The sequence below is a fragment of the Streptomyces sp. Inha503 genome, assembly GCF_047215865.1.
Classification (GTDB): domain Bacteria; phylum Actinomycetota; class Actinomycetes; order Streptomycetales; family Streptomycetaceae; genus Streptomyces; species Streptomyces lycopersici.
In genome coordinates, this window is the sequence record NZ_CP178360.1 from 9,083,219 (window position 1) to 9,100,511 (window position 17,293).

Below are 17,293 nucleotides of genomic sequence, written 5' to 3' on the forward strand. Positions count from 1 at the left end.
GGGGCGGGTGCGCCGGGTGCGTTGGGCAGGACGGGTGCGCCGGGTGGGACGGTGTGGCAGGGGTGCTGGCGGAGTGGGCCGGGCGGCGGGCCCGGCCCGGGGCGGAGGGGGCGTCAGCCCGCGGCCTCGCTCCGGGCGTCGCGGGCGGTTCGGCGGCGCACGCGGCGCCACAGCGCCGGAGCCGTGCTGATCACGACCGTCAGGACCACGGCCGCCGCCACACCCTCCCACGGCTCGGGGAAGAGCGAGCCACCCAGGATCCCGATCAGCTGATACGTCACCGCCCAGGCCAGCGCCGCAGGCCCCGCGCCCCGGGCGAACCTCCGCAGCGGCCACCGCGCCAGCAGGCAGGCCAGCATCACCGGTATCCGCCCCGCCGGGATCAGCCGGGACAGCACCAGAACCGCCACCCCGTGCTCGTCCAGCCGCGCCTGTGCCTGGTCCAGCCGTTCCGGCGCCGCGTGGTCGTGGATCCGTTCCAGCCACCGCGAGCCGTTCTTCGAGCGCACCCCGCGCCGCCCGAGCCAGTACAGCATCACGTCCCCGGAGAAGGCCGCCAGCGAGGCCACTCCGAAGACCACCAGCAGCGACAGCGGGGGAGCGGTCTGGTGGATGGCGACCACCGCGGCCGAGGAGACCACCGCCCCGGTGGGTACCACCGGCACCAGCGACCCGAACACCACCAGCAGGTACAGCGAGGGGTACCCCACCGCCTGCTGCGTCGACTCGGATGGCACGCTCCGCGCCAGACCCGCCAGATCCGCCAGATCCCCCATCACCTGGCGGGCTCCAGCCGTACGCACTCCCCGTGCACCAGCCGGTGCACCACCGCGTCGGGGGCCAGCCGCCCGGCGTGGCGCACGAAGTCGTCGCCCGGGGCGTGGAATTCATGCGGACGGATCGCGTCCATCCCGATCGGCCAGTACGTCCCGTAGTGCACCGGCACCGCGCAGCGCGCCCCCAGCCGCGCCAGCGCCTGTGCCGCGCGGCCCGCGTCGAGATGGCCGGGGCCGAGGTACGGTCCCCAGCCGCCCACCGGAAGCAGCGCCACATCGCAGGCGCCCACCGTCTCCGCCATCCGGTCGAACAGCCCGGTGTCGCCCGCGAAGTACGTGGTCGACTCGCCGCTCAGTACGTACCCCAGCGCGGGCACCCGGCTCGGCCCGTACGGCAGCCGCCGCCCGTCGTGCGCGGCCGGTACCGCCCGGACGCGCACCTCGCCGACCACGCACACGTCCCCCGGCGCCATCTCGGTCACCCGCAGCCCCCGCGCCGCGACCACCCGTCGCAGCCCGGGCACCGCCCGCCCGGCCCCGCGCGGCACCACCAGCCGGGTGCCGGGCAGCAGCTTGGCCAGCGAGCCGAGGTGCAGATGGTCGGCGTGCAGATGCGAGACCAGCGCGACGTCCGCCACCGCGGCGGCGGCCGGTGGCACGGCTCCCCGGCGGCGCCGCAGATGGGCCAGCCGCCGTACGAAGAGGGGGTCGGTCAGCACCCGTACACCGGAGTCCCGCACGGTCGCGGTGGCATGCCCCCACCAGGTGATCTCCACCGACATCTCCCGCCTCCTCCCTCGGGCCGTCCCGCCCCGATCCTCTCACCCCGCCGGGTGGCGCATGGAATCAGCTCCGCTGGGTATGCATGACTCATGCATGATGAGAGGGAACGCGTAGCGAATCTGCTGGGGGCCACGGCGCTGGCGATCACGGACGATCTGCTCGGCGCCCCGGCCGCCGCGTCCCGTCTGAGCATGAGCGCGGCCGCCGCGCTGATCGTGCTCCGCGCCGACCCCGGCGTGAGCGTGACCGAACTCGGCCGCCGGGTGGGGCTCACCCAGTCCGCGGCGGTGCGCATGGTCGACGGGCTGGAGCGGGACGCCCTGGTCGAGCGGCGGCGCGGAATCGGCAACTGGACCGGGGTCCACCCCACCGCCAAGGGCCGGCGGACCGCGGACCGGCTGCTGACCTCGCGGACCTCCCAGCTCACCGGGGTGCTGGACGGCCTCGGCGAGACGGAGGTCCGCGACCTCGGCGCACTGCTGGCGAAGCTGCTCGACGGGCTCTACCAGGGCAGTGGCTCGGCCGACCGGATGTGCCGGCTGTGCGACCGGACCGCCTGTACCCCGGACGGCGTGGAGTGCCCGGTCGGGGCCGCGGACCGGGCGGCCGCCCGTGCGGGCGCCGAGGACGGGGCCGAGGACGCGGCCGAGGACGGGGTCCGTACGGACCATGGGTGAGCTGCTGGCCGTCGCCTCGGCGCTCTGCTTCGGCACCACCCACTTCCTGAGCGGCCTGGTCTCCCGCGACCGGCACGGAGTGACGGTCGCGGCCTGTGCCCAGGCGGGCGGCACGGTGGTCAGCCTGGTCCCGGTGCTGCTCACGCAGGGCGCCGACGCCCCGCCGTCGGCCCTGGGCTGGGGCGCGCTCTCGGGCCTCGGTACCGGGGTGGGCGTGGCGTGCCTCTACTGGTCGATGAACCAGGGGCCGATGAGCGTCGTGGTGCCGGTCAGCGATGTCACGGCGGTGGGACTGCCGGTGCTGGCGGGGATCGCCCTCCTCGGCGACCGGCCCTCGCCACCGGCGCTCACCGGGATCGCGCTGGGGCTGCCCGCGCTGTGGCTGGTCTCGCGCGGCGAGCCAAGCGGGCCGTGCGGCCCGCGCGGGGCGCACGGGGCGCGTGAGCCACGCGGACCGCATGAGCCACGCGGGCCGCGTGTGCCGTACGAGGCGCGGCCGGGGCCCGGGCCAGGGCATGCGCCGGAGGACCGACCGGGGCACGGACCGGGGCACGGACCGGGCGCCGACCGGCTGCGCCCGGCCGTCGTCCTGGCGCTGGTCGCCGGAGTGGGCCTGGCGCTGCACTTCTTCGCGCTCGCCCGGATACCGGCCTCGGCCGGATGGTGGCCGGTGGTGGTCAGCCGGGCCGTGTCGGTGGCCGTCATCCTGGCGCTGCTCCCCGCGACCGGCGCCTCCTTGCGGCTGCCCCGCCGGGCGGCGGCGGTGGCGGCGGTGGCGGGCGCGCTCGGCACCTTGGCGACGATCCTCTATCTGCTCGCCACCCGGCAGGAGTTGCTGTCCGTCGCCGTGGTGCTGTCCGCGCTCTATCCGGCGGTGCCGGTGCTGCTCGCGCTGACGTTCTTGCGGGAGCGGATCACCCGGCCCCAGGCCGTCGGGCTGCTCGGCGCGGGGCTGGCGATCGGGCTGATCGCCCTCAACTGAGGGTGTGCCGCACGTGGTCTCAGAGGATGCCCGGCGGACCGTGACGCCTGCGGCGGGCTGCTCCCCTCCCCGCCCCTTCCCGAAGCATCGATATGCGGCTCCGCCGCGTGGTGGCGCTCCGCCCCAGCCCCCGCTCCTCAATCGCCGGAGGGGCTGAAAGGCGGGCCTCCGCCCCAGCCCGCGGGCCGGGGTTTCGCCTCTTCCTGAGGCATCGGTATGCGGTTCCGTCGCGTGGTGGGCTCTGCCTCGGGCCGTGGACCTGGGGCTCCGCCCGAGACCCCGAACCGGGCGCTGCGGCCGAGTCCCCGAACTGGGCGTTCCGCCCCTGTCCGCGGGCCGGGGCTTCGCCCCCTTCCTGAGGCATCGATATGTGGCTCCGTCGCGTGGTGGGCTCTGCCTCGGGCCGCGGACCTGGGGCTCCGCCCGAGACCCCGAACCGGGCGCTGCGGCCGAGTCCCCGAACTGGGCGTTCCGCCCCTGTCCGTGGGCCGGGGTTTCGCCCCTTGCCGAGGCATCGATATGCGGTTCCGCCGCGTGGTGGGGCTCCGCCCCAGCCCCCGAACCGGGCGCTCTGCCCAGCCCTCGAAGCTGGCGTTCCGCCCCTGTCCGTGGGCCGGGGTTTCGCCTGTGGCTCCGTCGCGTGGTGGGGCTCCGCCTTAACCCCCGAACCCGGCGCTCCGCCCCAGCCCCGGGGGCCAGGGGCGGAGCCCCGAGTCTGGGGGCTGGGGCGGAGTCCCAGTTTCGGGAAGGGGCGGGGAGGGGAAAGAGCCGCAGCTCGTCCACGACCAGCCCGCGCAGTCCGCACGACCGGACGATCCCTCCCCGCCGCGCGAAAATCCGTGGACCGGCGGGCGGCCCGTACGCCACCATGACCGCCGCCGACCCCGGCCCCCGCAATCCCCGGTCACACGAAAGGCCACCGTCGTCCGTATGAGCCGTGAACTCCATCGGCGCGCCGTCGTCGCCGATGCCCACAACGATCTGCTGATCGCCGTCACCGCCCGTCCGCCGCACCGCTGGGCGGGTTACTTCCGGGAGCGCTGGCTGCCGCAGCTGCGCGAGGGCGGGGTGGACCTCCAGGTGCTCCCGGTCTTCATCGACGACCAGTTCCGCCCCGAGGGCGCACTGCGCGAGACGTTGCGGATGATCGAGTGCGCCCACACCCTCGCCGAGGGCAACGCCGACGAGGTACGGCTGTGCCTGGACGGCGACGACATCGACGCCGCGCTCGCCGACGGCCGGATCGCCCTGGTGCTGGCCCTGGAAAGCGCCCCCGGGCTGGACGCCAACGTCGAGCTCCTCCCGACCCTCCACCGCCTCGGGGTGCGCATCGCCTCGCTCGCCCACTGGGGCCGTACCGCCCTGGCCGACGGCAGCGGTGAGGACGCCACCGGAAGCCGCCTCACCGAGGCCGGGGTCCGGGCACTGGAGGAGATGGAGCGCCTGGGCATCCTCTTCGATGTCTCCCATCTCGGCGCCTCCGGGGTGGCCCATGTGCTGGAGCTGGCCACCCGTCCCGTGATGGCCACCCACTCCTCCGCCCGCGCCCTGCTGGACCACCACCGCAACCTCACCGACGAGCAACTGCGCGGGATCGCGGCCACCGGTGGCACGGTGTGCGTCAACTTCCTCGGCGAGTTCCTGGCCACCGCCCCGGCCGACCGTACGGTGGACCGGCTGGCCGATCACATCGTCCATATCGCCGAGGTGATCGGCGTCGGCCATGTGGGTCTGGGGCCGGACTTCATCAAGGAGGTCAGCGCGGACACGACCCCGCCCTGCTGCGAGGACGTCGAGTACGCCCGGCTGGTGGTCCCCGGTCTCGAAGGCCCCCGCGGACTGCCTCTGGTGACCGAGGCGCTGGTCCGAAGGGGCCTTCCGGAGGCGGACATCGAGAAGATCCTCGGCGGCAATGTGCTGGAGCTCTTCCGCAAGGAGCTGGGACGCCCCAACTGAAAGGAGCTGGGGCGCCCCAGCTGATACGCGACGCCTATCGCCCGGCAGCGGCCAGGAACGCGTCGATCGCGGCGAACGTGGCCTCCGGGGCCTCCCGGGTGGGGAGGTGGCCCGCCCCCGGGATCAGCTCGAAGCGCGCCCCGGGGATGGCGGCGGCGTACGCGCGGCCGTAGTCGGGCGGCACGACGGTGTCGTTCTCGCCCCACACCGCGAGGGCGGGCACCGTCACCCGGGCGAGCCGGTGCAGCAGCTTCGGGTCGGACTTCGTCGGCCCGGCGTAGGCGGCCAGCGCCTGGAGCGCCGCGGGCGAGGGCCCCCGGCGCGGCGCCGGTGCGCCGGAGCCCTGGGCTGACCCGGCGCCTTCCCCGGGCCCGGGGCCCTGGGCTGACCCGGAGCCCTGGGCGGGCCCGGAACCCTGACCGCGCCCGGGGTCCTCACCGCGCCCGGGGCCCTGACCGTGCCCGGAGTTCTCAGCGGGCGGCGGGCCGGGCGGGGCCGTGGGGAACCGCACCTCGTGCCCCTCGAGCCGCGGCCCGAACGCACCCATGACGACCAGCCCGTCGATGCGGCGGCCACGGTCGCGCACGGCCATCTCCGCGGCGATCCAGCCGCCGAAGGAGCTGCCGAGGACCAGGACATCGCGCAGATCGCGGTCGTCCAGCAGATCCAGATACGTCTCGACGAGGTCGTCCACGCCCGCGAACCACTCGGGCCGCGGGGTGTCCTCCCAGCCCGGGTGGGTCGGCGCCAGCACCCGGGAGGTGGCGGCGAAGTGGTCCACCACTCCGCTCACGCTGGCCGGTCCGGCGCCCCCGTGCAGGACGAGGACCGGGCGGCCCGCGCCCACGTCCCGCACCGTCAGGGGCAGACCGGGGTAGGGCTCGACGGTGAAGCTGGTGGACCTGGTGGACCCGGTGGACCCGGTGGACCCGGTGGACCCGGTGGGTCCTGTCAGTTCGGTGGACGTGGTCATCGGTCCGCACCTCCGGCGGTCATCGTGGTGAAGGCGTCCCGCAGGATCCGCAGCGCGTCCGGCCGGAAGAAGTCGACGAGGTGGTCGGCCGATTGCGTGGCCGCCGCCTCGGCGCGCGGGAACATGGCTGTCTCGTAGGCGTGCAGAGCCGTCTCCAGGTCGTCGTGGACGGCCAGGGCGAGGGCGAGTTCCGCGCCGTCGAGCATGGCGAGGTTGGCGCCCGCCCCGGCGAAGGGGGACATCAGATGGGCGGCGTCGCCCAGGAGCGTGACGCCGGGCACCCGGTCCCAGCGGTGTCCGGTGGGCAGGGCGTGGATGGGCCGGGGGACGAGCGGGCCGTCGCCGTCGGCGATCAGCGCGCGCAGCCCCTCGTCCCAGTCGGGGAAGAGGTCCAGCAGCCGCTTCCTGGTCGCCGCCGGGTCCGCCGGGTCGATGAGGCCCGAACGGCTCCACTCCTCCGGCGCCTTGACCGCGATGTAGACGCGGATCCGGCCGCCGCCGTTGCGCTGGGCGAACAGCCCCTTCTCGTCCGCCAGGGCGAACATCGAGCCACGGCCCACGAGTTCGGCGACGGCCGGGTGCCGGGTGTCCACGTCGTTCAGGAGGCCGTCGACGAATGACACCCCCGTGTAGACCGGATCGGCCTCGGACAGCAGGGGCCGGACCCTGGACCACGCCCCGTCCGCGCCGACCAGCACATCCGCCGCGACGGTCGTGCCGTCGGCCAGGGTGAGCGTGGGCCCCGCCGCGCCGAGGGCGACCGCCCGCACCTTCTGGCCCCAGCGGACGGTCCCCTCCGGCAGCGATCCCAGCAGCAGCTCCTTGAGCACCCTGCGATCGATCTCGGGACGGGCGTTGCCGTCACCGTCCCGCGGCGGGGGGATGTGGAAGCCGATGTCGGCGTCCTTGCCGAGTAGGCGCAGCTCCCCGCCCTCGGGGCGGCTCAGCGGCCGGAACTCCTCGAGCAGCCCGGCGTGCAGCAGCGCCCGCTGGCCGGACTCCTCGTCTAGGTCCAGCGTGCCGCCCTGGTCGCGTGCGGTCGCCGACGCGTCCAGCTCGTAGACGGTCGAGGGGATGCCGTGGACGTGCAGGACGCGCGCCAGCGTCAGCCCTCCCGGCCCCGCTCCGACGATGGCGATACGGCGTCTACGGCGTTGGCCGCCTTGGCCGCGTTGACCGCGTTGTGTGGACATGGCGATGGATGCCTCCCGGGCCTCCCGGCTCGGCGCGGGTGCGCCGTGGATGGGAGGAGCGTAGGACGACGAACGCGTTCGTGGCAAACACGTTCGTGACGAACGCGTTCGTCGACCGGTACGATGGCGCCATGACAGCGCACCCCACCGCCCCGCGGAGCCGCCGGGAACGTCCGGCGAAACCGGCCCTCACCAGGGAAGGCATCATCGCCACCACGGTCGACCTCATGCGTGCCGAGGGCCTGGAGCGGGTGACGATGCGCCGCCTGGCCAAGGAGCTGGACACCGGGCCGGCGTCGCTCTACGTCTACGTCCGCAACATGGCCGAGCTGCACGCGGCCGTCCTGGACGAGCTCCTCGGCGCCGTCGACCTGACCCCGGTGAAGGCGGACGGAGAGTGGCGCGACCGGCTGGTGCGGATCCTCACCTCGTACACCTCGGTGCTGTTCGAGTACCCCGGTCTCGCCCAGTCCGCCCTGGTGGCGCGCCCCTTCGGCAAGCACTATCTGAAGCTGGTGGAGGCGCTGCTGGCGCTGCTGGACGAGGGTGGCCTCGAGCCCGACCGGGCCGCCTGGCTGCTCGATCTGCTGCTCCAGTTCGCCACCGCGACCGCGGCCGAGCACGCCCACCGGGCCCCCGGCGACACCCCGCAGAGCGAGGCGGACTGGCAGGCGCTCGCCACGGTGGTGCGGGACGTCTCACCGCGGACCCATCCGCATATCGCCGCGCTCGGCACACGGCTGCTGTCCGGCTCCCCCCAGGACCGGCTGGCCTGGGGCTTCGACGTCCTCATCGCCGGGGCCTGGCACACCCCGCTGCCGGAGGCACCCGCCCCGTCCCCGGTGGGCACCGGGGGCACCGGGGGCACTCGGAGCGCCCGGAGCGCTCGGAGCGCCCGGGGCACCGAGAGCACCCAGGGCACCCCGAGCACCCGGGACTGAGGCCGTGGCGCTCAGCCGCGCCCGGCGGGCCGCTCACCAGTGGTCATCCGGGCGATGTTGGACCGCTCGCCGTAGATGAAGGGACGGACCCGGTAGGAGGCCCGCTTCTCGTTCGGCAGGGTGATCAGCCCGAAGGAGTTGATGTCCGGGTCGAGCACGGCGACGGGGCGGAAGGAGCCGCCGCCCCGGGGCCGGTCCTCCAGCAGGTAGCCCCGCTCGCCCTCGGCGTGGTCGGTCCAGGTGAACCGGATGCCGTTGGCGTGCATGACGGTCGCGCGCAGCTCGGTCGGGGTCGCCGACGGCCGCCGGACGGGGCCGGTGCGCACCCCGGCCCGCCGGATGGTGCGCGGCGGCGCCCAAGTGTGCTCCTGGCGCTGCTCCGCCTTGGTGAACGCCCCCTTGGGCAGGGCGACGTCGACCGGCCGGGACGCGGGTCCGTAGTACGGCCGCACCCGGTAGTAGAAGTGGGTCTTCGGGATCAGATCCGGGTGCCGGTAGGTGGCCTGGCCGAGCGGGGCGTAGGTGAGGATCGTCCAGGGTCCGCCGGGCTCGGTCGCGAACTCCACGATCCGCCCCGCGGCGCCCGGCGCCTTCCCGTGCCAGCTCAGCTCGGCGTCCACGGGGGAGACCCGGGTGACGCTGAGCACGGTCCCGGTCCGGGCCTCCCGGGAGGCATCCGGGGCTTCCGGCGCTTCCGTGGACGCCGCGCACCCGCTGATTCCGGAAAGCCCGGCGGCGACGAGAACCGCCGCCGCCAGGGCGCGTACCGAGCCGTTCACTTGCGCCAGAACTTCACATTGCTCCACACCACGGTGGCCGGGCCGTTGCCGCTGCTGGTGCGGTACGCCCCGAACTTGTCGTAGAAGCTGCCGCCGGGGCTGTCCACGGTGTGCTTGAGCGAGCCGTTGATGTACGTACGGTGCTCCTTGCCCACCTGGTGCACCGTGTTGACGCGCACCGTGGCACCGACCGTCCCCGCGTTGGACAGGGTGTCCCCGCCGTGTACGGCGTACAGCCGCCCGCCGCGCTCGACCGCGAGCATGAAGTACGGGCCGGCGTCCCCGTCGGTGTCGTTGAACGTCTGCTTCAGGCTGATCCGGGTGCCGCCCATGCTGGTGACCCGGAAGTAGCCCTCGAACTGGTGGGTCCCGCCGGTGTAGGTGTCATAGCGCCGCTCGGCCCGCTGGTCCCCGCTCGCGGTGGAGCAGGTGAGCTCGAAGGTGAGGTTGTCGACCTGTCCGCACCCCCGCTCCTGGACCTTGAACCCCGGGGACTCGGACGACCAGCCGCCCGGTTCGACCTCGGCGTGCGCGACGCCCGACGCCGCCAGCAGCAGTCCGCATGCGGCGGACAGCCCGGCGATCACACGGTGTTTCCTGGGCACGGTCCCACCCCTCTACTTGACCCAATAGTGGATGTTGCGGAACCGCGCCTCGGCCCGGCCGCTGCCGTGGTGGTAGACGCCGTTCTTGAAGTGGCGGGTCGCCGGTCCCCGGTCGTCGACCGTCAGCACGAGCTTGTCGTCGGCGTAGACCTGGATCTTTCCGGTGCTCGCGTTGTGGGCGACCTTCAGGTTCCACCACTTGTTGTAGATACCGGACTTGATGACCGTGTCCGTATAGCGCTTGAGCGTCCCCCCGTTCTCGCTGGACACCCGGAACATGATGTCGGTGGCCGGGGTTCCGCTGGGGTGCTTGACCCGCAGGATCTGCATGATGTCCGCGCCGTTGGTCCCGGACGGCACATACACATCGGCGTCCCACATGCGCTGTCCCGAGGTGTACTCCTGCTTCCACCGCATTTCGGTGCGCGGATCGGTGCCGCTGCCCTCTTCGAACGGCTCATCGGTGGAGTTGACCCACATGGTGTGGGTCTTCGTGCTCGAGTCGTAGCTGTAGCGCTCGCTCAGGTCGAGGTTCCACGGCTTGTGCATCGAGTATGTGAACGACGTTTGCGTCCATCCATCGGTCGGTGACGCCGCGGCCTCCTTCGCCGTGGCCGTTCCCCCGGACGCGACCCCCGCCGACAGGACTCCGAGGAGCGCGGCAACGGCCAGGGCGGCCCTGGCGCGGGGGGAGCGTCTGATGCGTAATGCGGGCATACCAACCCACCTCCGGTCTGTTCCGTTCCCGTGTTGGATCATGGTCTAGACCAAGAGTCAAGGTAAGGCAGAGTCGATGGCGTGTCCATATCAATGAACGGAATTCACGATTGTGGTGACGGGCGTGGTGGGCCGGGTCAACTCCGCCGCAGCGCCTTCACCATGACCAGCTCCCTGGTCACGCCGTCGGACAGCAGATCCCCCGGCTCCCGGGTGGCGGCGAAACCATGCCGCTCGTAGAGGGCGATCGCCGGTGCGTTGTCCGGGATCACCGCCAGCCGCAGCGCCGTGGCGCCCGCCCGCAGGGCCCAAGCCTCGACCGCTCCGATCAGCCGGCCGCCGACGCCGTGGCCGCGCGCCTCGGGGCTGACCCAGACCGACCTCAGCTCCGGCGGCCGCCCGTCCCCGTCCCCGGGCATGCCGCCCGCCATCCCGACCGCGCGGCCGTTCAGCAGGGCCACGACGTGGTAGGCGCCCGGGATCTCCAGCCGGGCGCGCCACCGCTCCTCGCCGCCGCGGTGCCAGTCGGCGAGCCGGGACTTGAAGGCGTGCGGCGCCTCGGCCAGCGCGGTCCGGCGGACGTCCCGCCACAGCGGCCAGTCGTCCGTCGTGACCACTCGCAGCCGCACCATGCCGCCCAGTCTCCCGCACCGCCGGGCCGCCCAGTCCCCGGGCCCGGGCAAGGGGTGGGGAGGGGAAAGCATCAATGTGCGGCTCCGCCGCGTGGCCCGCCGGACACCCAGTACGGCCGAGCAGCGTCGCCCCCGAGAGGAGATGGCCGGGTTCAGCCCGCTGTGCCATGCTTTGAGGTGAGGCGCCATCCCTTTCGAGGGGGCGCGGCAGCGAAGGCCCCGCCGGTGGTCGTGACCGGTCGCCGCGCGGAGGCCGATCAAGGGCCCGGGTACGCCCACGAGACCGGCGGTCCACGCACGGAGGCGGTGCAGGCGTGCTGTGACCGGGCATGTGCTGACGTTCACGGGGACCGCGTTGGTGGCTGTCTATGTGCTGGACGCGGCGGGCGCCGAGCTGCGGTTGGCCGAGACGGTGCGCGGCGCCGGACGGTCGTACGCGCTGCCGGCCCGCTACCCCCTGTCCGGGCGCTCGCCCGTCGCCGACGCCTTCCGCGCCGGGCGCCCCCTGTGGCTGACCCCCACCGAACTCGCCGCCTACGGCCCCATCGGGCCCACCACGCCCGAGGCCCGCACCACGCCCGGCGTCTCGCTGGGGGCGCTGCCGCTCGGCGGGAACGGCAGGGGGCTGGGCTGTCTGGTGGTGGTGGACGAGGCACCCGACGGGATCGACGCCGACCGCCGCGGCTTCATCGAGCTCTACGCCCACCACGTGGCCGCCGGAGTCGAGGCGGCCGGGCCGCGGGCGCTCACCCAGCGGAGGCCCGAACTGCCCGGCCTCACCCTGGACCGGCTGCGGGTCGGCTCGTTCGTGCTGCACCTCGACAGCGGGCGGATGACCGCCGACACCCAGGTGCTCGACCTCTTCGGCATCCCCGGCGAGGACTTCGACGGACGGGTGGAGACCCTGCTGGCGGTCGCCGTCCCGGACGACATCCCCGCCCTGATGTCGGTCCTGGAGCCCGACCTGCTGACCTCCGGCACCGCACAGCTGGAGTTCCGGATCCGCCGGCCCAACGGGGAGCTGCGCTGGCTGGGCCTGCGGGCCCGGGTCGAGACGGGGGCGGACGGCACGCCCCGGCGCATGCTCGGCGTGATCGCGGAGACCTCGTACCTGCGGCCCACCGCCGACGAGGTGTCCCTGGTGCAGCGGCTGTCCGCCGCCCTGGCCGGGGCCACCACCGTCCGCGACGTGGGCCGGGCCGTGGTCGGCGCGCTGCGCGATCCGCTGGGGGCGGGCCGGCTCGCGGTCGCCGAGCTCCAGGCCGATCAGCTGGTGGTCGGCGTCCTCGCCCCCGCCGAACCCGGCGCCTGGCCCGAGGTGTGGCGGGCGGCCTGGCGCTCCGAATGGCCCGAGCCGCCCAGCCATGCGCTGCCCACGCTGGCGGAGGCGCTGCGGGAGGGACAGGTCAGCCTCTGGCCCGAGGGCGCCGATCTGGAACCCGGGCTCGCCGGTATCGGCCCCGGCGGCCTCGCCGTCCTTCCGCTCCCGGCGGACGGCCGGATCGTCGGCGTATGCCTGATCGGCTGGGAGGAGCGGCATGAGTTCGGCCCGGAGGAGCGCTCGCTGCTGACCGCGACCGCCGGTCTGGTGGGCCAGGCCCTGGTGCGCGCCCACGCCCTGGACGCCGAGCACGAGCTGGCCACCATGCTCCAGCGCAGCCTGCTGCCCCGGAAGCTGCCGGAACTGCCCGGCGGGGTGGCCGTCACCCGCTATCTGCCCGCCACGATGGGCCTGGAGGTGGGCGGCGACTGGTACGACGTCATCCCGCTGCCGGACTGTCATGTGGCGCTGGTCATCGGGGATGTGCAGGGCCACAGCGCCGCGGCCGCCACGATCATGGGCCAGATGCGCACCGCCATCCGGGCCTACGCGGTCGAGGGCCACCCGCCCGACGTGGTCGTGGCGCACGCCAACCGCCTCCTCGTCGGCATGGAGACCGACCTCTTCGCGACCTGCTGCTACGCCGACCTCGACATGGAGGAGGGCGAGGCGTGGTTCGTCCGGGCCGGACACATCCAGCCGCTGCTGCGCCACCCGGACGGCACCACCGAGGAGCTCGACGTCGAGGGCGGCCCGCCGCTGGGCGTGGTCGCGGACGCCGAGTTCCCGATGACCGCGGCCGGGCTGTCCTCCGGCACTCTGATCGCGTTGGTCACGGATGGTCTGGTCGAGTCCGCCCGGCTCGACCTGGAAGACGGAGTGCGCCGGGCGCGCCAAGCGCTGGCCCGCGCCGACCCGGCCGACCCCGGCGGGGTCGCGGACGCGCTGCTCGGCGGGGACAGCCGCCGGGACGACGACGTGGCGCTGCTGTTGCTGCGCTACGACGGGATGCGGGTGCGGCCCACCCGGGCGAGCTGGACGGTGTGGCGCCTGCCCGACGCGGTGATGCACGCCCGCCGGTTCACCGCGCGCACCCTGCGCAACTGGGGGCTGGAGGCCGAGCTGGACGTGGCCCTGCTGGTCACCTCCGAACTGGTCACCAACGCGCTGGTGCACACCCGCGGCGAGGTCCGGCTGAATCTGACGCTGACCGCGGACCGGCTGCGGATCGCGGTGAACGACCTCTCGCCGCGTACCCCCGTCAAACCGACGACCGTGGACTGGGAGGCCACCGGCGGGCGGGGGCTGCTGCTGATCGAGGCGATGTCGCAGACCTGGGGCTCGGTGCCGCTGAGCGGGGGCAAGCAGGTCTGGGGCGAGATCAGCTTGTCGACTCCGCGGGAGGAGCCCCGGGAGGAGCCCGGGGACGGGCCCCCGGAAGGGCCCTCGCCCCCGGCGGAGCTCCCGGAGGGCCCGACCGGTGCGGGGCCTGAGGAACGGACGGAGGGGGACGAGGGGAACGAGGGGGCCACGGGGAGGAGGGGGCCGAGAAGGAGGAGGGCGAGGCGATGATCCGTTCCCGTACGCACTCGGCGGTGATCCGTCCCCGTACGCGCGACCGCCTCCGTGCGGCCGTCGCCGTCACGGTGGGCCTCATCCTGGCCGTGTCCCTCGCCGCCTGCGGCAAGGCGGCCCAGCTCGGCCAGACGATGAGCGTGGCCGGGACCCGCCACCACGGGCCGCTGCGGATCGGCCTGCTGCTCCCGGAGAACGAGATCGTCCGTTTCGAGCGCTTCGACCGGCCCCTGATCCAGCAGCGGGTCAAGGAGCTGTGCCCGCGCTGCACGGTGAGCTACTCCAGCGCCCAGCACGATCCGGCCGCCCAGCGCTTCCAGATCGAAGCCATGATCACCAACGGGATCGACGTACTCATCCTGGACGCGGTGGACACCAAGGCCGTCCGTCACTCCGTGGTCCAGGCCCACCGGGCCCATGTGCCGGTCATCGCCTATGACCGCATCGCGGAGGGGCCCATCTCCGGCTATGTCTCCTTCGACGGCGGAAGCGTCGGCAGGCTCCAGGGCGAGGCGCTGCTGAGGGCACTCGGCCCGAAGGCCAGGAGCAGCCAGATCGTCATGATGAACGGCTCGTCGACCGACCCCAACGCGGGCTGGTTCGAACGGGGCGCGCGGTCCGTCCTCCAGGGCAAGGTCAAGATCGCCAAGTCCTACGAGACCGTCGGCTGGCGCCCGGAGAACGCCAACCGCAACATGTCCGCCGCCATCGCCGCCCTGGGCCCCTACGGCATCGACGGCGTACTCGCCGCCAACGACGGTCTGGCCTCGGGTGTCATCACCGCCCTCAAGGCGGCCCGGATCCATCCGATCCCCCCGGTCACCGGCCAGGACGCCGAGGTCGCGGGCATTCAGCGGATCCTCACGGGCGACCAGTACATGACCGTCTACAAGCCGTTCAAGCCCGAGGCGTACACCGCCGCGGAGATGGCCATCGCGGTGGGACACGGCAGATCGCTCAACGGGATCGCGACGCAGCGGGTCAACAACTCCACCACCCGTGGCATCCCCGCGGTGCTGCTCGAGCCGGTGGCCGTGACCGTGCACAACATCAAGAGCACCGTCATCAAGGACGGTCTGTATCGCGTCGATCAGATATGCACCAAGAAGTACGCGGATGACTGCCGCAAGGCCGGGCTCATCGACCGGGACGGCGCACCGCACCACGCGGAATGAAGGGAGGCGCGGATGGCCCGACCGTCGGCCCCGCCCCTGCTGACGCTGAGCGGCGTCTTCAAGCGCTTCGGCGCGGTCCAGGCGCTCACGGACGTCCAGCTGGAGATCCACGCCGGTGAGGTCATCGCCCTGGTGGGCGACAACGGCGCGGGGAAGTCCACCCTGGTCAAGGTGATCGCGGGCGTCGAACCTGCCGACACCGGCACCCTCGAATGGCAGGGCCGTCCCATCCACATCGGCCGTCCGCACGACGCGCAGCACCTGGGGATCGCCACCGTCTACCAGGACCTCGCGCTCTGCGACAACCTCGACGTCGTCGGCAATCTCTTCCTCGGCCGTGAGATCACCCGGATCGGTGTCCTGGACGAGGTGGAGATGGAGCGCCGCACCCGCGATCTGCTGGCCACCCTCTCCATCCGCATCCCCGACGTCCGCAGACCCGTCGCGTCCCTCTCCGGAGGCCAGCGGCAGACCGTCGCCATCTCCCGGGCGCTGCTCGGCGCACCGAGCCTGGTGATGCTGGACGAGCCCACCGCCGCCCTCGGCATCGAGCAGACCGCCCAGGTCCTCGACCTGGTGGAACGGCTCCGTGAACGCGGGCTCGGGGTGCTGCTGATCAGCCACAACCTGGGCGACGTCAAGGCCGTCGCGGACTGGGTCGCGGTGCTGCGCCTCGGCCGCAACAACGGGTTCTTCGACGTCACCACCACCTCCCAGGAGCAGATCGTCTCCTCCATCACCGGCGCGTCCGACAACGCGGTCATTCGGCGCGTGACGAGGGAGGGGGAACGGTGAGCATCCCCGGCGGCTCCAGCGCCCACGGTGCAGAACGCTTCACCGACGCCTTCGGACGCCGAATGGGCGGCGGTGCGTTCGGCGCCCTACCGGTCCTGCTCGGGCTGCTCGCGATCTGGATCACCTTTCAGATCCTCAACCCGCACTTCCTCTCCCCGCGCAACCTCTCCAACCTCAGCGTGGACATCGTCGGCACCGGCCTGATCGCGGTCGGCGTGATCTTCGTGCTGCTGATCGGCGAGATCGATCTGTCGGTGGGCTCGGTGAGCGGCCTGGCCTCCGCGGTGTTCGCCGTGTTGAACGTCGACTTCGGCATGCCCGAACCACCCGCCATCATCCTGGGCGCCCTCTGCGGTACGGCGGTCGGCTTCGTCCACGGCTTCTTCACGGCGGTGGTGGGCGTCCCCGCATTCGTGGTCACCCTCGCCGGACTGCTGGGCTGGTACGGCCTGATGCTCTCCATCATGGGCGCCTACGGCGCCATCAACCTCGACGACCAGGGCCTGGTCGCCCAACTGACCAACTACTACTTCTCCGACGTGGCCGCCGCCTACGCCCTGGCGGCGCTCGGCACCGCCGGGTACTTCCTCACCGCCTGGCGCGACGTCCAGCGCCGCCGCGCCGCCGGAGTGCCCACCCGCGCCCCGGTCTGGATCGCCGTCCGCACGGGGGTGCTCGCGGTGCTCGCCTTCGCCGCCGCGTATGTCCTCAACCAGTTCCAGGGCCTGCCGCTCGCCCTCCTGATCTTCCTCGTCGTCCTCGTCATCCTCGACTACGTCCTGCGCCGCACCGCCTACGGCCGGATGATCTTCGCCCTGGGCGGCGGTGTCGAAGCGGCCCGCCGCGCCGGGATCAACGTGGCCTGGGTGCGCACCTCCGCGTTCATGATGTCGAGCACGATGGCCGCCATCGGCGGGCTCTTCCTGGCCTCCCGGATCAACTCGGTCAGCCAGACGTCGGTCACCACCGACCTGCTGATGAACGCCATCGCCGCGGCCGTCATCGGCGGCACGAGCCTCTTCGGAGGCCGCGGCAGCACATGGTCCGCCCTGCTGGGCGTGCTGGTCATCCAGTCGATCGCCTCGGGCGTCGCCCTCATGGACATCCAGACCGCCGTCCAGTTCATGATCACCGGCAGTGTGCTGCTGCTGGCCGTCGTGATCGACACCCTCTCACGCCGAGCGCAGCGGGCGCATGGTCGGGCCTGATTTCCGGCGTGGGTCCATTCGCACTAAGCCGTCGTGTCGTTCTTGCCGCTGATCGCGGCTGTTGGGCAGGCTGCGGGACAACATTGACCGACCGAATTATCGAGTTTTTCGAGAAAGGTGGTCTGGTGAAGAGAGTTATTCGCCTATTGGTGCTGGGTACTTCCGTTGCCTGCGCCCTGGTTTTCGGCGGGGTCAACGCGGCACA

The 17,293-nt window shown here is 73.0% G+C and carries 16 protein-coding genes; 8 read left to right on the forward strand and 8 right to left on the reverse strand.

All coding sequences use genetic code 11. The features are described 5' to 3' along the window. Positions 1-113 precede the first annotated feature (113 nt). Together ACJX2R_RS38495 and ACJX2R_RS38500 are read right to left on the reverse strand one after the other, a co-directional pair. A complete protein-coding gene (locus tag ACJX2R_RS38495; protein WP_413103841.1) occupies positions 114-776 on the reverse strand; it encodes a DedA family protein in 663 nt (220 codons plus the stop codon). Next, positions 776-1,558, reverse strand: coding sequence for an MBL fold metallo-hydrolase (locus ACJX2R_RS38500; RefSeq protein WP_413103842.1), 783 nt, complete (start codon positions 1,556-1,558; stop codon positions 776-778). The genes ACJX2R_RS38495 and ACJX2R_RS38500 overlap by 1 nt, the downstream gene beginning before the upstream one ends. Before the next feature lie 90 nt (positions 1,559-1,648). Here ACJX2R_RS38500 and ACJX2R_RS38505 point away from each other — a divergent pair, with 90 nt between their 5' ends. The 3 genes from ACJX2R_RS38505 to ACJX2R_RS38515 all read left to right on the forward strand — a co-directional run bounded on the left by ACJX2R_RS38505 (position 1,649) and on the right by ACJX2R_RS38515 (position 5,174). Continuing rightward, a complete protein-coding gene (locus tag ACJX2R_RS38505; RefSeq protein ID WP_413103843.1) occupies positions 1,649-2,236 on the forward strand; it encodes a MarR family winged helix-turn-helix transcriptional regulator in 588 nt (195 codons plus the stop codon). Beyond that, positions 2,229-3,218, forward strand: a complete 990-nt coding sequence (locus tag ACJX2R_RS38510; protein ID WP_413103844.1) for an EamA family transporter — start codon at positions 2,229-2,231, stop codon at positions 3,216-3,218. Before ACJX2R_RS38505 ends, ACJX2R_RS38510 begins: the two co-directional genes overlap by 8 nt. A 930-nt stretch (positions 3,219-4,148) precedes the next feature. Continuing rightward, a complete protein-coding gene (locus tag ACJX2R_RS38515) occupies positions 4,149-5,174 on the forward strand; it encodes a dipeptidase (RefSeq protein ID WP_413103845.1) in 1,026 nt (341 codons plus the stop codon). 34 nt (positions 5,175-5,208) lie between these two features. Here ACJX2R_RS38515 and ACJX2R_RS38520 read toward each other — a convergent pair whose 3' ends face one another. Then, positions 5,209-6,147, reverse strand: coding sequence for an alpha/beta fold hydrolase (locus ACJX2R_RS38520; RefSeq protein ID WP_413103846.1), 939 nt, complete (start codon positions 6,145-6,147; stop codon positions 5,209-5,211). After that, positions 6,144-7,340, reverse strand: a complete 1,197-nt coding sequence (locus tag ACJX2R_RS38525; protein ID WP_413103847.1) for an FAD-dependent oxidoreductase — start codon at positions 7,338-7,340, stop codon at positions 6,144-6,146. Before ACJX2R_RS38525 ends, ACJX2R_RS38520 begins: the two co-directional genes overlap by 4 nt. 131 nt (positions 7,341-7,471) lie before the next feature. Here ACJX2R_RS38525 and ACJX2R_RS38530 point away from each other — a divergent pair, with 131 nt between their 5' ends. Beyond that, positions 7,472-8,281, forward strand: a complete 810-nt coding sequence (locus tag ACJX2R_RS38530) for a TetR/AcrR family transcriptional regulator (protein ID WP_413103848.1) — start codon at positions 7,472-7,474, stop codon at positions 8,279-8,281. A gap of 11 nt (positions 8,282-8,292) precedes the next feature. Here ACJX2R_RS38530 and ACJX2R_RS38535 read toward each other — a convergent pair whose 3' ends face one another. From ACJX2R_RS38535 to ACJX2R_RS38550, 4 genes are all read right to left on the reverse strand, one after another. Beyond that, positions 8,293-9,060 (reverse strand): fibronectin type III domain-containing protein, encoded by a 768-nt coding sequence (locus ACJX2R_RS38535; protein WP_413103849.1) that lies wholly within the window; start codon positions 9,058-9,060, stop codon positions 8,293-8,295. Then, positions 9,057-9,665: a hypothetical protein gene (locus tag ACJX2R_RS38540; protein WP_413103850.1), complete on the reverse strand. Its 609-nt coding sequence runs from the start codon at positions 9,663-9,665 to the stop codon at positions 9,057-9,059. Before ACJX2R_RS38540 ends, ACJX2R_RS38535 begins: the two co-directional genes overlap by 4 nt. 12 nt (positions 9,666-9,677) lie before the next feature. Continuing rightward, a complete protein-coding gene (locus ACJX2R_RS38545) occupies positions 9,678-10,382 on the reverse strand; it encodes a cinnamyl alcohol dehydrogenase (RefSeq protein WP_413103851.1) in 705 nt (234 codons plus the stop codon). Positions 10,383-10,519: 137 nt separating this feature from the next. Next, complete coding sequence (locus tag ACJX2R_RS38550) at positions 10,520-11,014, reverse strand: GNAT family N-acetyltransferase (RefSeq protein WP_413103852.1); 495 nt, start codon at positions 11,012-11,014, stop codon at positions 10,520-10,522. 319 nt (positions 11,015-11,333) lie between these two features. Here ACJX2R_RS38550 and ACJX2R_RS38555 point away from each other — a divergent pair, with 319 nt between their 5' ends. From ACJX2R_RS38555 to ACJX2R_RS38570, 4 genes are all read left to right on the forward strand, one after another. Further along, the gene (locus ACJX2R_RS38555; RefSeq protein WP_413103853.1) at positions 11,334-13,907 is read left to right on the forward strand and encodes a SpoIIE family protein phosphatase; all 2,574 of its coding nucleotides are present in this window, start codon (positions 11,334-11,336) and stop codon (positions 13,905-13,907) included. Further along, positions 13,904-15,085 (forward strand): sugar ABC transporter substrate-binding protein, encoded by a 1,182-nt coding sequence (locus tag ACJX2R_RS38560; RefSeq protein ID WP_413103854.1) that lies wholly within the window; start codon positions 13,904-13,906, stop codon positions 15,083-15,085. Before ACJX2R_RS38555 ends, ACJX2R_RS38560 begins: the two co-directional genes overlap by 4 nt. Positions 15,086-15,097: 12 nt before the next feature. Next, positions 15,098-15,880, forward strand: a complete 783-nt coding sequence (locus tag ACJX2R_RS38565; protein ID WP_413103855.1) for an ATP-binding cassette domain-containing protein — start codon at positions 15,098-15,100, stop codon at positions 15,878-15,880. 62 nt (positions 15,881-15,942) lie between these two features. Then, positions 15,943-17,088, forward strand: a complete 1,146-nt coding sequence (locus ACJX2R_RS38570; RefSeq protein WP_413106051.1) for a sugar ABC transporter permease — start codon at positions 15,943-15,945, stop codon at positions 17,086-17,088. The last annotated feature ends 205 nt before the right edge of the window (positions 17,089-17,293 follow it).

Excerpts from the sequence above, each read along its gene's own strand:
- ACJX2R_RS38570 (WP_413106051.1), top strand. The coding sequence starts at position 15,943 with ATGGGCGGCGGTGCGTTCGGCGCCCTACCGGTCCTGCTCGGGCTGCTC.
- ACJX2R_RS38530 (WP_413103848.1), top strand. The coding sequence starts at position 7,472 with ATGACAGCGCACCCCACCGCCCCGCGGAGCCGCCGGGAACGTCCGGCG.
- ACJX2R_RS38525 (WP_413103847.1), bottom strand. The coding sequence starts at position 7,340 with ATGTCCACACAACGCGGTCAACGCGGCCAAGGCGGCCAACGCCGTAGA.
- ACJX2R_RS38565 (WP_413103855.1), top strand. The coding sequence starts at position 15,098 with ATGGCCCGACCGTCGGCCCCGCCCCTGCTGACGCTGAGCGGCGTCTTC.
- ACJX2R_RS38545 (WP_413103851.1), bottom strand. The coding sequence starts at position 10,382 with ATGCCCGCATTACGCATCAGACGCTCCCCCCGCGCCAGGGCCGCCCTG.
- ACJX2R_RS38495 (WP_413103841.1), bottom strand. The coding sequence starts at position 776 with ATGGGGGATCTGGCGGATCTGGCGGGTCTGGCGCGGAGCGTGCCATCC.
- ACJX2R_RS38560 (WP_413103854.1), top strand. The coding sequence starts at position 13,904 with ATGATCCGTTCCCGTACGCACTCGGCGGTGATCCGTCCCCGTACGCGC.
- ACJX2R_RS38500 (WP_413103842.1), bottom strand. The coding sequence starts at position 1,558 with ATGTCGGTGGAGATCACCTGGTGGGGGCATGCCACCGCGACCGTGCGG.
- ACJX2R_RS38515 (WP_413103845.1), top strand. The coding sequence starts at position 4,149 with ATGAGCCGTGAACTCCATCGGCGCGCCGTCGTCGCCGATGCCCACAAC.
- ACJX2R_RS38520 (WP_413103846.1), bottom strand. The coding sequence starts at position 6,147 with ATGACCACGTCCACCGAACTGACAGGACCCACCGGGTCCACCGGGTCC.
- ACJX2R_RS38550 (WP_413103852.1), bottom strand. The coding sequence starts at position 11,014 with ATGGTGCGGCTGCGAGTGGTCACGACGGACGACTGGCCGCTGTGGCGG.
- ACJX2R_RS38510 (WP_413103844.1), top strand. The coding sequence starts at position 2,229 with ATGGGTGAGCTGCTGGCCGTCGCCTCGGCGCTCTGCTTCGGCACCACC.
- ACJX2R_RS38505 (WP_413103843.1), top strand. The coding sequence starts at position 1,649 with ATGCATGATGAGAGGGAACGCGTAGCGAATCTGCTGGGGGCCACGGCG.